Raw genomic sequence first — 14,617 nt, 5'->3', positions numbered from 1 at the left:
CTGGGGCAGCATCTCGGCTTCATTCTTTGGCAATGGGTGTGCCGCATCGGAAGCGTCGTGCCTTAATTGTATCACTATCTACGGATCAGGCATGCCCATTTTATTAGCGTTTTGCTTGAAATGAGCATGCCTCATGCAGCAGGAGAATAAGGAGGGTTCTATTGACCCTCGCATATGCAAGGCCATTGGGTTTATGCTTCAGAAGCATCGCTCTCAGCTGATTCGGTGCTTGCTGACTCAGCCACTTCGGCTTCAGCAGGTGTTTCTGGCTCAGCTTCTGCTGCTTCGCTGCTCCCATTGCGCATGCTCAAGCCAATCCGCTTGCGTGATGGATCGATCCGAATAATGCGGGCAGAAACCGTATCACCTTCGTTAATCACATCGCGCGGGTGTTGAATCCGTTCATCGCTCATTTCTGAGATGTGGATCAAGCCTTCGATGCCATCTTCGAGCCGAACAAACGCGCCAAAGGCCGTCAGTTGGGTCACAACGCCGGAAACAGCTTGGCCAATTTGATAGCGGTCAGTAACGGTTGTCCAAGGCTCAGCTTGGGTGCGTTTGATGCTCAGGGCAATCCGTTTTTTATCTTCATCAACGCTGAGAATATACACATTGACTGCATCGCCAACTTTTAGCACTTCCTCTGGATGCTTAACGCGACTCCACGAAAGCTCTGAAAGGTGGACAAGACCGTCAGCCCCGCCGATATCAACAAAGGCTCCGAAATCGCAAAGACTAGTCACACGACCACTGCGCACTGCACCTGGTTCCAATTTTTCGAGCAGCTGATCCTTGCGTGAATCACGCACTTCTTGAACTGCTTGGCGCTCGGATAGGATTAGGCGATTGCGTGAGCGGTTGATTTCGATAATTTTGAGTGGCAAGGTTTGGCCAACCAATTTGGCCATATCCGATTGTTTTTGCACATCGGAGCCACGGCTAACACTGCTAACCTGTGATGATGGCACGAAACCGCGCACCCCAGTCAGGTTGACCAACAGACCACCTTTGTTGTAGTTGGTCACGGCAGCGTGAATCACATCGCCAGCTTCGTGGTTGACTTGCAAGGCGCGCCAGCTCTTTTCTTGGCGTGCTTTATCTATCGACAACACGATACGCCCTTCAGCGTCTTCGGTTTGAACGACTGTAACAAGCAAGACATCGCCAACCTTGAGTTCGGCGCGTTCTTCCGACGACAGACTGGTCATCTCGCGACCTGGCACCACGCCCTCAGACTTGGAGCCAATATCGACTAGCACCTCGTCGCGATCAACGCGAACAATCGTGCCATCGACCGAATCACCATACTTGAGATTGCGATAATCGTGGGCTGGATCACGGAGATAGGCCTCCAGCAAAGCACGATCATCATCGCTAAACTGATCGGCCTCTGGGGTCGCGTCCAATCCTGTGCTAGGAAGCACATCAGATTGATCCATGCCCGGTTTTGTTTGCTCGTCCATAATGCGTCGTCCTTTTGCCAAAAGAGGATTCCCGAGGAAGGGCGGACAGCGTGAACCCGATATCAAAATTATACAGAAGCAGGATGCAAAAGGCAAGGTTTTTTTCAGATGTGGGGATCAGGTGTTGATCCACGAAGGACACGAAGGAACACGAAGCAACGCAACCACGAAGCGCACGAAGCACACGCAGGCTAGATTTTTTAGCCACAGATTGCCAGAAGAAGTGTAACCGCGAAGGCCACGAAGCACACGCAGGCTAGATTTTTAGCCACGAATTGCACGAATTCTCCGAAGCATTATTTTTTAGCCACAGATTGCACAGATTGGCTCAGATTATTAATTTCCCATAGCCATCAGCCAAAAGCCTATAGCCATCGTTCCTCTGCGCCGCTGCGTTAAACTTCTGACTTTTGCCCTATGTTCTATGCTCTTTGTTCTTCATACTTTTGATCTACAATGGAGTGCATTTAATTCTACCAACCATAGTGAGGATTCTCATGAGCGAGATTAATCAACAGGCTTTACTGGCGATTGGGCCGCTTGATGGCCGCTATCGTAAAGATGTTGAGGCGCTTAGTGGTCATTTTAGCGAAGCCGCTTTATGGCGCTATCGCGTGCGGGTTGAAGTTGAATATTTATTATTTTTAGCACGCGCACCGCGAATTGGCTTGATCGAAGGCATCGATGGTCAGTTGGCTGGCGCGTTACGCAATTTATATCGTCAATTTAGCGTCGAAGATGCAGTCGCAATTGCCACATGGGATCGCAAAGTTAACCACGATGTGAAGGCGGTCGAATATTGGCTGCGCGAAAAGCTCGATCAGTTTGGGCTGGGCCAATATAAAGAGGCTGTCCACTTTGCCTTGACGTCAGAAGATGTCAACAATCTGGCCTATGCCTTGATGGTGCAAGAATCGCGCGATGTTGTGTTGTTGCCAGCGCTCGGTCAGATTCTTGGCCAATTGCGTGATATGCAAATTGCGCATGCAGAAGCACCATTATTGGCTAAAACTCACGGCCAGCCAGCCACCCCAACCACGATGGGCAAAGAAATTGCGGTCTTTGCGGCGCGCGTCAACCGCGCAATCGAACAGCTTTTACACATCCGATTAACTGGCAAGCTGAATGGGGCAACAGGCACGTTTGCTGCCCATCAAGCAGCCTTGCCCGATGTTGACTGGATCACATTTAGCTCGGCGTTTGTGAAGTTTTTGGGCTTGGAGCCAACCTTGCTGAGCACCCAAATCGAGCCGCATGATAGCGTGGTTGAGGTTGGCGATGCGTTGCGCCGCGTCAACACAATTTTGGTTGATCTCTCACAAGACATGTGGCGCTACATTTCTGATTCGGTGTTTGGCCAAGCAAGTGTGGCTGGCGAAGTTGGCTCATCGACGATGCCACACAAAGTTAACCCAATTGACTTTGAAAATGCAGAGGGCAATTTGTTGCTAGCCAATAGCTTGCTCGAATTTTTTGGCCGCAAATTGCCAATTTCGCGCTTGCAACGCGATCTCTCGGATAGTACCGTGCTGCGCAACCTTGGCGTAGCGTTTGGCCATAGTTTGTTTGCCTATCAACGCTTGCTCAAAGGCTTGCGCAAATTGGCCTTCAACGCCGACAAAGCCTACGCCGAGTTGGCCAGCCATCCTGAGGTGCTGACCGAAGCAATTCAAACAATTTTGCGCCGCGAACGCTACCCAGAGCCATACGAAGCCATGAAAAAGCTGGCTCGCGGGCGCCAAATTACGCTCGAAGATTTGCATAGTTTTATCGACGAGCTTGATGTGCGGCCCGAAGTGCGTGAGGAATTGCATGCATTACGCCCAGAAACCTACATTGGCTTAGCCGCCAAACTAGCTCGTAAAAAGATTTAAATTCGCGTAGCCCCGAAGCGCAACACTGTTATTCGGGGCTTGCTTGCGCCGCAAACAAGGCAGCGCCAATAATTCCAGCATCGTTGGTCAAGCGGGCTGGCACTAATTTGGCCCGTATTCGAATCCGATCCAAAAATTGATCGGCATCTTTGCTAACGCCGCCGCCAAGAATAATTAAATCGGGCCACAGCATCACTTCGATGGTTTGCAAAAATAGCTCCACGCCATGCGCCCATTGCTCCCAACTTTGATTTTGCTCTTCGCGCACGCTGGCGGCTGCCCACTCGTGGCCAGGCTTACTACGCACAATAATCTGGCCAAGCTCCAAATTTGGCACTAAATCGTGATCATGGAAGAGCGCGGTGCCAATGCCTGTGCCCAAGGTCAGCATGAGCAAGGTTCCCATTACTTCGCGGCCAGCACCAAAGGTAATTTCAGCCAGGCCAGCAGCATCAGCATCGTTAATCACGGTTACTTCGCGATCAAAATGTTTGCTGAAGCGCGATGCCACCTCGCAATGCAACCAACGTTGATCAATATTCGAGGCCGTGCGCACAATCCCGCGCTGCACCACCGCCGGAAAGCCACAGCCAATTGGCCCTTGCCAATCAAAATGCTCAACTAACTCTTGCACAACCTCAAGCACTGAATCGGGCGTGGCTGGCTGCGGTGTGTCGCGGCGCTCCACCTCGGCCAATAATTTGCCAGTTTCACAATCGACCGGAGCCGCTTTAATCCCCGTGCCGCCAATATCGAGGCCTAAAATCTGCATGCATAATCCTCCTGCAAAGTAGCTTAATCAATGCAAGCACAGACTATGCCTTGAAGTCTGATCCAAGCAGGCAGTTTGTGCGTAGCAATAACGAGCAGCTTAGTTGGAGCATTGCAATGGGTAGATTTTCGCGCTGGCTTGAACGCCAGAGCAAGGGTTGGCTGGTCCTGGTTGGGCTGGCGATTTTCGTTGGTTTTTTGGGCTTCGTCCTACCGCAACAAGCCCAAAAGTCGCAGCAATATAGTGCCGAGGTTGGCTCGCCGGATAGTAGTTTATTCTATAGTGCCGATGATTTGTATCGCTTTGCAGAAGCCTACGGCCCAGAAGGTCGGGCTGCATATGTTAGCGCGCGGTTTAGCTTTGATCTGATTTGGCCCTTGGCCTATACGCTATTTTTGGCCACCGCCATTAGTTGGTTGGGCCAACGCACGTTTGCGGCTGGCAGCCCTTGGCGCTTGCTGAATCTAGTGCCAATTATCGGTTTAGGGCTTGATTATGCTGAAAATTGTGGCGCAGCGCTGGTGATGGGTCGTTATCCTGAGCGCACGCCCATTATCGATTGGCTCACGCCATGGTTGAGTGCTAGCAAGTGGCTATTTGTTAATGGCAGCTTTGTGGTGTTGGTCGGAGTGGGCTTAGCCTATCTTTGGCAGCGTATAAAAAAACACCGCAGTAAGTAAAAACTGCGGTGTTTACAACCTATTTATCTATTTATCTTTGGTCAAGGTCAGCACCGGCTTATCGTTGACCAGCGCATACGAAAATGTGTAGTAGCCAGGAGCCAACTCAGGCGTACCAACATACTTTTCGGGATAGATTACATCGAGATATTGTTTGCCATCGACAGTGACGAAATTCATCTTGCGATAGTTGGCAAGCACTGGCGCGTGGGCTTGATACTCGGTAATATGGCCAGAACTAATTGCACCATAGGGCGTAGTTTCTTGGCCAACCCCGCCAGCGCCAAGCCAAAAATTCTCAATATCGATGTCGCTATCGTTGCGAATTCGAATATGCACTTTATCCATGTCATCACCACCACAACCAGCAAGGCTGATTAATAACAGACTCAACAGCGCCCACACACGAACGATCTTCATAGCCTAGCCAGCCACTAGCTCTTCAATTGGCGTATTGAGCAACTCGTTGATCAACGAACTGGTTACGCCCATAAAATTGGCAGTGGTTGCCGTAAAGTAGTCGATTGTTTGATTGGGGTGGGGCAAGGCGAGCCATTGTTGACCACCAGCGCCAATTAATGCGCCCACCAAGCGCATGCCAACTGCTTTGGCTTCGATGGTACGCAAAATCGTCACCGTGCCGCGGCTAGCGGTTGCTTGCAAGGTTTCGGCAAAATACTGGGCAGCTTCTGGCGCGATGCCTTGTTGGGCCAACCAGCGTGGGTCTGGATTTTGTCTGGCTTGCTCGACCAATTCGCGGGGGAAGTTAAAGCCAGCATCTGGCTGCGCAATATCTTGATAGCCCAAACTATGCGCCAAGCGCTCAGTCATCACATCGATGTTCGTGAGCGCAACCAAAGTATATTGGCCATCAACCAAGCTCATTTCGATGATGCCGCTGGGCGAGAAATAGTGGCTAACGCCTTGGCTACCACTTGAGCGATGTTGCCACTCGCTAACCACCACCATATCTGGTTCGGCGACAGTTGCAATCACCATCATCAAGGGATCGGTCATGGAAAAATGGCCAGCAGCCTCATCCCAAACAATCCACTGATCGGCTTGCAATTCAGCCAAACCCTGATCCCATTGCGCTTGGCGCTGGGCCGGATCAGCTGGGAACAACGTAGCATCATCGCCACCGATCACGTTTTGAGCATGAACCATCCCCAAGAGATACGAAAATTGGGCAGTGCTGAACTGCAATGGGTAGGTTAATTCGCGTGTTTGTGCCATCTTCTGGCCTCCTGCTGAAATGGGCAGTGGATCGGCGTTGCAACAACGTCCAAGCCACTGCCCATTATACGATTGAACTTAAGGATTACCTAGAAGGTTTTGGAGAACCAATCTTTGACTCCACCCCAGGTATTTTGAACATCCTTTTTGACATCGCCAAACCAATTGACTGCATCTTGGGCTTTGCCAATCAAGCTGCCAGCGCCATTGCTAATGGTTGCACCGATGCCGGTGTTGCCCATTTTTTCGTTCCAGTAGCGAATACCAGATTCTTGGCCGGTCAATGGGTTGGCCGTGTCGCGGCGTTCCAAGCCAAGGTAGTTGTAGCCTGGGCCGGTATCGTGGTAGTTGAAGAGGTAGCCAGCAGCATCGTGGACTGCACCGTGATAGCTGACTGGCGAATCGCCCAAGTCAATTGCCTTGTTACCAGGGCCAACCAAGCCACCGCTTGGGTTGAGCATCGAAGCAAATACTGGGTCGATGCCCAATACGTCGCCGACGACTTTGCCATAGCGCAAGCTTGAGGTGCTGCCCATGAAATCGCCGTGGAAGGTTTGGTTGATGGCTTCGACTGCTGATTGACCGTTGGCTGCGCCAGTTTTGGCTGCTTGATCGCGCAATTCAAGGAACTTGGCATAGTCGGCTTGAACTTTTTCGATTGGCAAGCCACGGGCTGCGGCAATTTTCTTCAGGGCTTCTTCGACTTGTTCAGGAGTCGCGTTGCCACTGGTGAGCAATTCCATGGCTGAGTTCAACTCAGGGTTGCCAGCACCTTGGAATTGTTGGCCGACCAAATCGCCCATGTATTTATCATTGAAGACTTGATCTGGTGACATTGGGCTTTGGCTGGTTTCGCCACCGCCACCACCGCCACCGCCGCCACCAGCACTCGCAGTGCTACTACCGCCGCCACCACCGCCACCTGACGATGAGCTACCGCCGCCACCACCACCACCTGACGATGAGCCGCCGCCACCACCTGATGCCGAGCCGCCACCGCCACCACCTGACGATGAGCCGCCGCCACCGCCACCAGCAGCAACCCCAGCGCCAGCAGCACCGCCGCTACCACTGCCGCCGTCGGCGCTACCACCGCTGCCCCCAGCGCTTGCGGTGCCATTACCGCCGCCACCTGATGCTGAGCCGTTACCTTCAAAGGTGACAACCTTCGAGGCTTCTTCTTCATGTTGGCGGAAGATTTGGTTGATTTGCTTGGAAACTTGGCTCCCAACACTCAAGACATTTTGCAAGCGCTTGAGGGTTGGAAATACATCATCAGCCATTTCAGCAAAAAATGCTTCAGCGGCAGCACCTTCCCAAGAATTCACCAGCTGGTCGTGCATGCGGCGAATCATTGATTCCATTTGCACTTGTTGATCGTGCAGTTTTTGGAACCGACTGGAAACTTGCTCCACTTCTTCAAACTTATTCTGTACAATATCTGCGGCCATGCAGCCTCCTAGCGAGCGCCGTCACAACTGCGACGGCAACAAAAAATACCACAAAACCTCCACAATTCTTGTTCTCTCACAAGACGGGCCATACCAAATGGGATTTCCAAGACTTTGGACAAGAAAAAGACGATGGGTACTAATCCCTCAACAGGATTAATACCTCATTAGGATACTAAATCAGATGATTATTTGTCAACACGTTTTTCGGAAGCTTTAGGGGCAATTTTGAGCCTTGCGCTAAATTGGCACGCAAGGCTACGAAGAAATGGGATGTGGAGCGCTGGATCAGCAGCTATTGCTGAACAATTGTTACAACCGGTTCATCGTTGACCAAGCTAATCTCAAATTGATAATTGCCTGGCGGCAAATCATCTTGCCCAAACATCGGGTTTGGATCAGCAATGCCAAGATAGCGCTCGCCATCATCCATCGCAATATTGAGCTGATAATAATTGGGCAAGGCTGTTTCAAAGCCAATGTACGCGCTGGTTGCCCCAGCAGCCAGATTGCGGGCTGGCTCGGAATCAGTATAACCACTTGAACCAAGCCACACCTCGCGGATGCCGCGATCGGTGGCGTTATGAACGCGAATTTGCACCGGTTTGGTGCTACTGTTTCCTGAACCACATGCCATCAGCAACATTACTCCGAGTAGTACCATCAGATTCAGCAAACAGCTTCTTAGCCATTTATGCAGCATCGGCACCTTTGATCTCCGCTAAGTTCGTCATCTCCTGATCAAGCAAATTGATCACGTCGGCTTCACCAACAGAGGAATAATCAATTACTCCATCGGGGCTGACAAAGCCAAGCCATGCTGTATTTGCAGCAATCATAATTCCAATTGCTCGATTCGTGAGAATGTGAGTTGCCTCCGAGCGGATAAGATCAATTGTGCCATAGACAAGGGTATCGTTTAAGCTTTCAGCAAATGTCTGAGCAGCATCAGTACTTAAGCCTAGACCTGCTAAATAGGATTGATCGGGGTTTTGTTTGGCTGCCATTGCTTGTTCTTGAGTTAACTGAAAAGTGATTGGTTGATTAATTATTTGGGGAAATGCTGGCTCAAAACGGCGAACGAAACGTTGGAGTGCTTGAGCACGACTGGCTAGCGCTGTAAATTCATACAAGCCATCAATCATCCTCATTTCAACAACCGTAGCACCATGGTCATAATAGGCCACGCTATATTTTTGACCGCTGGCTTGTTGCCATGTACTCAGCAGAACCACTTCCGCATTAACTGCCGTAATAATCAACAACAGTAATTCTTCATTAATTGCACTGGTTTGGTTGGATGGATCATCAACTAACCATCCATGCTGGCGAAGTTCGTTTGAGCCTTGTTCCCATAATGCTATCGCTTGAGCTTCATCAAGCTCCTGTGGCGATTTGACCTCAACACCCAATAAGCCTGGGGCTGAAACCAGTGACAGCAAGGCAAAAAGTTCAATTGATGTTAACTGAACAGGATAGGTCAATTCACGAAGCGTTTGCATCACAGCCTCCAAAGTGGATTAAGAATCATAATCTGCTGGTCTTTTCCAGCAGATTATCGCAGATCAGTCAGCAGTTTATTAACTAAAAGCTGAATAAATCCTTAGCTTTCCTTGAAGCCGCATTCCATTGTTCACTCGCAGCATCTTTGACATTGTTCAATCCATTTTTGACAGCATCAATGCCATTATTTGCCGCATCTTTGGTCGCATTCCAACCATCGCTAGCTGCATCTTTGGTCGCGTTCCAACCATCGCTGGCTACATCTTTGGCAGCATTCCAGCCCTCGTTTGCAGCCTCCTTAACCGCATCAACTCCATTCTCAACAGCTTTTTGAAGATCGACAAATTCGCCCATTCCTTCACCTGCCAATTCAGAAACTCTATTTATACGCTTCTGATGGGCCAAATCACTCGGACTCATTCCATCATTAAGCTTAGCAAATTTCTCATCCCAATAGCGAATCCCTGATTCCTGACCAGTCAATGGATGTTTACGATCTCGACCTTCTAAGTCAAGGTAATCATAGCCAGGACCAGTATCATGATGTTTGAGGAGATAGCCACCTGCATCGTGCATAATCCCATGATAGCCAACAGCACTATCACCACCATCAACGCCATAGGTCCCCCATCCCACGATTCCACCAGTAGGGCTGAGCAGCGAACCAAAAACAGGATCAATATCAAAAACATCGCCAAGAACCTTACCGAAGCGCAAACTTGTAGTACTTCCTAAAAAATTAGGGTGAAGACGTTGATCTAGTTTATCAACGCTGCCTTTTTCAGCTGCTGTGTCACGTAATTTTTCAAATTTAGCATAATCGGCTTGAATTTTTTCGAGTGGAATGCCGCGTGATTTGGCAATTTGGGCCAAAGCTGCATCTTTTTCGGCTTGCGAAATATTATTATTAAGCAGCGTTTCCATGGCTTTATTCAGCGCTGGGTCATTCATGCCTTGCATTTTTGTACCGACCAAGCGATTCATATAATCATCATTAAAGATTGTTTTACGAACATCTGGAATTGAATAAGCACTTGCTGGCGCAGCACCAATGCTTACACCGTCCAATCCATGCTTTGCAGCAAGCCCAGCATTAGCCAGCATAGCCCCAATTGATCCACCATCAAAGGTCATATATTTTGCGGCGGCTTCTTCTGCTTGACGGAAGATTTGGTTGATTTGGCTGGCCATTTCGCTGCCAACAATCAGCGTTTGTTGTAAGCGCTTCAGGGCCGGAAAAACATTGTCGGTCATTTCGGCAAAGAATGCAGTAGCAGCCGCACCTTGCCAAGCACCATCACGCAATTGTTCGTAGGTGCGACGCACCATCGCTTCCATTTGCACTTGTTGATCATGCAGTTTCTGAAATCGAGCACCAGCTTGTTCAACGACCTCATACCTATTCGCGATGATGTCTGCGGCCATATAGCCTCCTGCAAGCGCACAAATGTGCAGTTATTTAAAATACCATGAACGTGATCCAAGCCTTGTTTGCCAACAAACTTGGCACGGTCAACTACTATTGCCACATGGTTTGGGGATACAGAAATATGCTGAATTATAATTCTTGCAAGGATTATTGCCCATCATCATAATGAACCTAACGCTGTTTGTCAACATGGTTGTAGGTTTTCCTAGCATATTTTTTGGTATAGGTAGGATTACTAATTAAACGCTTCAGGAAAAGGATATTGATAAGCATTCAATACAAGCCAACGCCAAATCAACAATATCAAGCCAGCTAGCAGCAGGCCAGCTTCAAGCCAACCAAAGCGTTGCTGACGCTGCCGAATTGCCCGAACTAGTAACAGGCCAACTGGAATGAGCAAGCCCGCAACGAGCCACTGCATTACCAGCACCGTATCGGGATCGTAGACCGCAATGCCTTGAGCCGAATGATAGTTGCTGCTAGGAAAAAGATAACAAAAGCCGATTAGCACGCTCAGCAAGCCATAGCCAATCAGCGTTAACCCTCGTTTGAGTTGCTTCATTTCGCCTCGCTGCACACAAAAAAAGCTCAGACCACGATTAATGGTCTGAGCCTAGATAGCGTATAAAGCTTATTCTTCGCCAGCAAACAGCGTAGCTAGCTTGGCAACCTGATGTTTGGCGCGAATCGGATCGCCTGTTGAGCCATCGTTTGGTGCGTAGGCAGCAAACAAGATTGGCCCATTGCTGCCAAAACTGCTATAGACTCCTTGGCTTGGCAGTTGCTGCTTCAGGCTTTGAATCGCTGCTTGATGCTGATGTTGGTTTTCAAAGGCATACAACGCCACATGCATTTGCCAAGTTTCATTATACAAACCAAGTGCCTCTTGGGCACCAAGGGTTTGGGCTGGAACGAAGGCTGGTTCTTGAGTTAAGCTGAGGTCGCTGGTCGCCAGTACGCGCGCCGATCGTTCCAAATGGGGATTGGTAATTTGGGTCATGAGCGGATCCTTATCATTAATTGGGCTTTGGGTCATGCTGCCTATATTTGGCTCAGCGCTGCTGCAACTTGCCAGCAGAAACAAACAGCTCATCCAGATCAACCAACGCATTAAGGTGTTCCTGGAGCAGGAATTGGCACGGTCAACAATTCTGCATCGGCCCATTCATTATTTTGAGTATGTTCAATCAGCGTATCCCATTGGGCTTCAGTGTAGCCTGCATTCACATAGGCATCCTTCAAACCATCCATGTTGCCATTAAAATAGGCATCGGCAACCACAGCTTCGCCAACCAAGCTCGATAATGAACTGACAAATTCGTAATTACCTTGGTAGTTAGCACGGCTGGGCAAGCCCAGATTATCGGTTGTGCTGCGAGTAAAGTATTCAGTCACCCCTTCGTTCAAGGGTTGGCTGACATAAATCATGGCATCATCGGAATATTTATGCACGCCTTCGTGAATCATCGTGCCAGGGTTGCCTTTATCTTGATGAATCCAAACCCGACCCTCGCTATCGACAAAGCCATTGATGCCATCGCGTTTGCCTGATTCCCAAACATCTTGGCCATAATGATTGATCCCGGCAATATCCCAGTTGGTATCATCGACGACGCCAACGCGGCCTGTAATTTGGCGATTATCGGCAATTGCATCGCTAAGATACGAGCTAAGATGATCACGAATCGCTATGTCTGCATCGGGAGCGCTGGTATGGGCAACACTGCCGCTATGGTTCATGCCAACGCTGACCACCAGATTAAGATAATTATCGGTACCCAATTCTTTGTGCAATTCAGCCATCAAGCTCGAATCCGACCAAATTTCTTTGAGCTGCTCAGGCGTGGCATTGGCAATAATAGCCTTGATCGCATTAGCATCGTAGCCCTTACCAGCCAAAGCATCACGCATTTGATCGTTAATAGTGGCGCTACCACCACCTGCACCACCAGCTTTTTCCTCTTGTGTAGCACTTTGATCAAAGCTAACGATCTTTGAGGCCTCTTCTTCAGCTTGGCGGAAGGTTTGCGAAATTTGGGTGGTGAGGATACTGGCGCTGGTCAAGGCCGTTTGCAACCGCTTGAGGGTTGGAAAAATTGCATCATCCATCTCAGCAAAAAAGGCAACTGCCGCAGCGCCTTGCCAGCTACTGCGTAAGTGTTGGTAGGTTTGGCGCACCATCGCTTCCATTTGGGTTTGCTGATCGTGCAGTTTTTGAAACTGGGTTGCCACTTGGCCAAGTCGTTCGTAATCGCTTTGGACGAGATCTGCTGCCATTTCGGCTCCTTGTGCTGCTCATAGGAACCCTATGAGCATAAAATAGCGAGCTTTAATCCCTAACTAAACGAGCAAGCTAATATACCATTGAATGCAGATTGGTAGTAGCAAGATATGAAGAGGAATATAAGAAAAGAACGCATCCTAGTTATACTTGAACAGCTAAGTACTAATCTACAACGAGGAGTAATGTTGCATGCAGCATCGTTAGTGATTGTATGTTTTGTTAAAAACTCATTCTGGGTATTGCTAGACTAAAAGAGCAAGGCAACCGCCAGCAAGGCCAGTGGGTTGCCTGCGGAATGCTGCTTATTGGACTGTGGTGGCTGGCAATAGCAAGCGTTGTTTTTCGCTTAGGCTGGTCGTATCCCAGATAATCACCAATGGCTCTTTACCGCCAGAGGCCAATTGGCTGCCGTCGGCGTTCCAAGCGAGCGTCGTTACGCGCTCGGCGTGGCCTTTAAGAGTATTTGTAACTTGGTTGCTCGCCGGATCATACAATTCGATCAAGCCGCTGCTGGTGCCAATCGCCAAGGTATTGGTGCGCGGATGAAAGGCCAAGCCCCCAAATTGTTGCTCGGCGCTGGTATGGGTCGCAGCAATTGCCCACGAATTGGTATCCCAAACCAGCACACTGCCACCATTTTTATCGCCACTGCTAGCTGCTAGCCATTTGCCATCGTGGCTCCAGGCCAATTTGCCTGGCTGATATTTGAGCCTAGCTTCTTTGAAGGCCTGCACTTGCTGGCCACTCGCAACCTCCCAAACCTGCACAACCCCGCTGAAATCGTTGCTCGCGAGCAATTGGCCATCGGGGCTAAGCGCAATTTCCACAATCGAGCCAGTATCTGCTGGTGCGCCAAAGGTCGTGGTGGCTTCGCCGCTTGCTAAATTCCAGGCCTGCAACATACTGCCTTTGTTGTAGGCAGCAATCAGGGTTTGCTGATCAGCCGTGATTGCAAGCGCGCTGACTTCAAAAACATTGGTTTGAGCATCCAAGTGGCGGGGTTTGGCATTCCACGCAGCTACCTGTTTGCCAGTGCTCGCATCCCACGTTGTAATGGTTTTGCGTTCGGTTGAGGCGACGAGTGGTGCAGCACTCGCAAGCCCAAAAAAGAGCTGTTTGGGGGCGAAGCTTTGTTCAATAGCGGTCGTTGCCAAATTCCAACGATATGCTCCATCATAGCCTACGCCGACCAAAAGTTGCGCATTATCTTGAAACTGAAGGGCGACAACATCGCCGCGAAAGTTAACCCCTGGCGCGACATTTATTCCGATTGTTGGCACTGGATTGCCTCCCGATGAGCTACAAGCGGTTAAGAATGCGCCAACGATAGTTACCAGAAGCAAGCTTGAAATTCGTTTGCAGCCAACGCGCGAAATTGTCTGCAAGGGGTTAACGTAGCGCATGAACCTAGTTTCCTTCTAATACAATCAGCGAACTGACTTCAAACCAAACCCAGCTCTCATCATCGCAGATGTGCAGATCGAGGTTTTGGTCTTGATCGTGAACAAGGGTTTGGCGTTGGCTATTTTTACCCAAATAGCCCAACACATCGTACTCATCTTGCACCGAGAGCACATAGTAGGGCTGTTCGCGGCTGCCATCGCCAGTCATTAAAATGCCATCCATCACGGTTTTGGCAAAATGGGCCTCGCGCAAGGTATTATCCTTGTCGCCAAGCTCGTTGTAGGCAATTGCCAACAGATTATGCAAACCTGGGCTTAGCAAGGCACCAGGCAACAAACTCCGCAACTGCTTGATTACCGTTGGGTAATCGCCTTTGCTGAAAGCAGCGCTCGCTACTTCGTTGGGCGAAATGGTAGGTGAATAATTAGCGCTGGCCATCACCGCTTCGCGCAACACCATAAAGTGCTCGCGATTGGGTTGTGACCAATATTGATACGCTGCATCGTTTAATGTCATACACT

15 protein-coding genes are annotated in these 14,617 nt (G+C 49.6%); 2 read left to right on the top strand and 13 right to left on the bottom strand.

The features are described 5' to 3' along the window. Window positions 1-191: 191 nt before the first annotated feature. Window positions 192-1,463 carry a 30S ribosomal protein S1 gene (rpsA, locus tag SE18_RS14625; RefSeq protein WP_152976658.1) on the bottom strand — a complete coding sequence of 424 codons (1,272 nt, stop codon included), beginning with the start codon at window positions 1,461-1,463 and terminating at the stop codon, window positions 192-194. A gap of 497 nt (window positions 1,464-1,960) precedes the next feature. Here rpsA and purB point away from each other — a divergent pair, with 497 nt between their 5' ends. Next, window positions 1,961-3,337 carry an adenylosuccinate lyase gene (gene purB, locus SE18_RS14615; RefSeq protein WP_054535202.1) on the top strand — a complete coding sequence of 459 codons (1,377 nt, stop codon included), beginning with the start codon at window positions 1,961-1,963 and terminating at the stop codon, window positions 3,335-3,337. Between the two features lie 28 nt (window positions 3,338-3,365). Here purB and ppgK read toward each other — a convergent pair whose 3' ends face one another. Beyond that, the gene (ppgK, locus tag SE18_RS14610; RefSeq protein WP_054535201.1) at window positions 3,366-4,109 is read right to left on the bottom strand and encodes a polyphosphate--glucose phosphotransferase; all 744 of its coding nucleotides are present in this window, start codon (window positions 4,107-4,109) and stop codon (window positions 3,366-3,368) included. Between the two features lie 116 nt (window positions 4,110-4,225). Between ppgK and SE18_RS14605 the strand changes: the two genes are divergently transcribed. Then, window positions 4,226-4,789 carry a hypothetical protein gene (locus SE18_RS14605; protein ID WP_152976657.1) on the top strand — a complete coding sequence of 188 codons (564 nt, stop codon included), beginning with the start codon at window positions 4,226-4,228 and terminating at the stop codon, window positions 4,787-4,789. Window positions 4,790-4,816: 27 nt separating this feature from the next. Here SE18_RS14605 and SE18_RS14600 read toward each other — a convergent pair whose 3' ends face one another. The 11 genes from SE18_RS14600 to SE18_RS14550 form a co-directional block, all read right to left on the bottom strand. Continuing rightward, window positions 4,817-5,209, bottom strand: coding sequence for a hypothetical protein (locus SE18_RS14600; RefSeq protein ID WP_152976656.1), 393 nt, complete (start codon window positions 5,207-5,209; stop codon window positions 4,817-4,819). 3 nt (window positions 5,210-5,212) lie between these two features. Next, window positions 5,213-6,025 (bottom strand): hypothetical protein, encoded by an 813-nt coding sequence (locus tag SE18_RS14595; RefSeq protein WP_054535198.1) that lies wholly within the window; start codon window positions 6,023-6,025, stop codon window positions 5,213-5,215. Between the two features lie 89 nt (window positions 6,026-6,114). Next, on the bottom strand, window positions 6,115-7,476 hold the full coding sequence (locus SE18_RS27835; RefSeq protein WP_083469916.1) for a WXG100 family type VII secretion target: 1,362 nt from the start codon (window positions 7,474-7,476) through the stop codon (window positions 6,115-6,117). Between the two features lie 295 nt (window positions 7,477-7,771). Further along, window positions 7,772-8,113 (bottom strand): hypothetical protein, encoded by a 342-nt coding sequence (locus tag SE18_RS14585; protein ID WP_152976655.1) that lies wholly within the window; start codon window positions 8,111-8,113, stop codon window positions 7,772-7,774. A 55-nt stretch (window positions 8,114-8,168) separates the two neighbouring features. After that, entirely contained in the window at window positions 8,169-8,978 is an 810-nt protein-coding gene (locus SE18_RS14580; RefSeq protein ID WP_054535196.1) for a hypothetical protein, read from the bottom strand. A gap of 82 nt (window positions 8,979-9,060) precedes the next feature. After that, window positions 9,061-10,404: a WXG100 family type VII secretion target gene (locus SE18_RS14575; protein ID WP_054535195.1), complete on the bottom strand. Its 1,344-nt coding sequence runs from the start codon at window positions 10,402-10,404 to the stop codon at window positions 9,061-9,063. Between the two features lie 239 nt (window positions 10,405-10,643). Continuing rightward, on the bottom strand, window positions 10,644-10,970 hold the full coding sequence (locus SE18_RS14570; protein WP_054535194.1) for a hypothetical protein: 327 nt from the start codon (window positions 10,968-10,970) through the stop codon (window positions 10,644-10,646). A gap of 69 nt (window positions 10,971-11,039) precedes the next feature. Further along, on the bottom strand, window positions 11,040-11,408 hold the full coding sequence (locus SE18_RS14565; protein ID WP_152976654.1) for a hypothetical protein: 369 nt from the start codon (window positions 11,406-11,408) through the stop codon (window positions 11,040-11,042). 110 nt (window positions 11,409-11,518) lie between these two features. Then, window positions 11,519-12,685 (bottom strand): WXG100 family type VII secretion target, encoded by a 1,167-nt coding sequence (locus tag SE18_RS14560; protein WP_054535192.1) that lies wholly within the window; start codon window positions 12,683-12,685, stop codon window positions 11,519-11,521. A gap of 309 nt (window positions 12,686-12,994) precedes the next feature. Then, complete coding sequence (locus SE18_RS14555; RefSeq protein ID WP_054535191.1) at window positions 12,995-14,095, bottom strand: WD40 repeat domain-containing protein; 1,101 nt, start codon at window positions 14,093-14,095, stop codon at window positions 12,995-12,997. A gap of 4 nt (window positions 14,096-14,099) precedes the next feature. Further along, window positions 14,100-14,612, bottom strand: a complete 513-nt coding sequence (locus SE18_RS14550) for a DUF4919 domain-containing protein (RefSeq protein WP_054535190.1) — start codon at window positions 14,610-14,612, stop codon at window positions 14,100-14,102. Window positions 14,613-14,617 lie beyond the last annotated feature (5 nt).

The sequence above is a fragment of the Herpetosiphon geysericola genome, assembly GCF_001306135.1.
GTDB classification, from domain to species: domain Bacteria; phylum Chloroflexota; class Chloroflexia; order Chloroflexales; family Herpetosiphonaceae; genus Herpetosiphon; species Herpetosiphon geysericola.
The sequence above is the reverse complement of the archived record's forward strand: the minus strand, read 5'-3'. Positions and strand labels throughout refer to the sequence as shown.

Coding starts and splice junctions, on each gene's coding strand:
- SE18_RS14555 (WP_054535191.1), bottom strand. CDS start 14,095: ATGCGCTACGTTAACCCCTTGCAGACAATTTCGCGCGTTGGCTGCAAA.
- purB (WP_054535202.1), top strand. CDS start 1,961: ATGAGCGAGATTAATCAACAGGCTTTACTGGCGATTGGGCCGCTTGAT.
- SE18_RS14585 (WP_152976655.1), bottom strand. CDS start 8,113: ATGGCATGTGGTTCAGGAAACAGTAGCACCAAACCGGTGCAAATTCGC.
- SE18_RS14565 (WP_152976654.1), bottom strand. CDS start 11,408: ATGACCCAAATTACCAATCCCCATTTGGAACGATCGGCGCGCGTACTG.
- SE18_RS14580 (WP_054535196.1), bottom strand. CDS start 8,978: ATGCAAACGCTTCGTGAATTGACCTATCCTGTTCAGTTAACATCAATT.
- SE18_RS14570 (WP_054535194.1), bottom strand. CDS start 10,970: ATGAAGCAACTCAAACGAGGGTTAACGCTGATTGGCTATGGCTTGCTG.
- SE18_RS14550 (WP_054535190.1), bottom strand. CDS start 14,612: ATGACATTAAACGATGCAGCGTATCAATATTGGTCACAACCCAATCGC.
- SE18_RS14605 (WP_152976657.1), top strand. CDS start 4,226: ATGGGTAGATTTTCGCGCTGGCTTGAACGCCAGAGCAAGGGTTGGCTG.
- SE18_RS14595 (WP_054535198.1), bottom strand. CDS start 6,025: ATGGCACAAACACGCGAATTAACCTACCCATTGCAGTTCAGCACTGCC.
- SE18_RS14560 (WP_054535192.1), bottom strand. CDS start 12,685: ATGGCAGCAGATCTCGTCCAAAGCGATTACGAACGACTTGGCCAAGTG.
- SE18_RS14575 (WP_054535195.1), bottom strand. CDS start 10,404: ATGGCCGCAGACATCATCGCGAATAGGTATGAGGTCGTTGAACAAGCT.
- SE18_RS27835 (WP_083469916.1), bottom strand. CDS start 7,476: ATGGCCGCAGATATTGTACAGAATAAGTTTGAAGAAGTGGAGCAAGTT.
- rpsA (WP_152976658.1), bottom strand. CDS start 1,463: ATGGACGAGCAAACAAAACCGGGCATGGATCAATCTGATGTGCTTCCT.
- SE18_RS14600 (WP_152976656.1), bottom strand. CDS start 5,209: ATGAAGATCGTTCGTGTGTGGGCGCTGTTGAGTCTGTTATTAATCAGC.
- ppgK (WP_054535201.1), bottom strand. CDS start 4,109: ATGCAGATTTTAGGCCTCGATATTGGCGGCACGGGGATTAAAGCGGCT.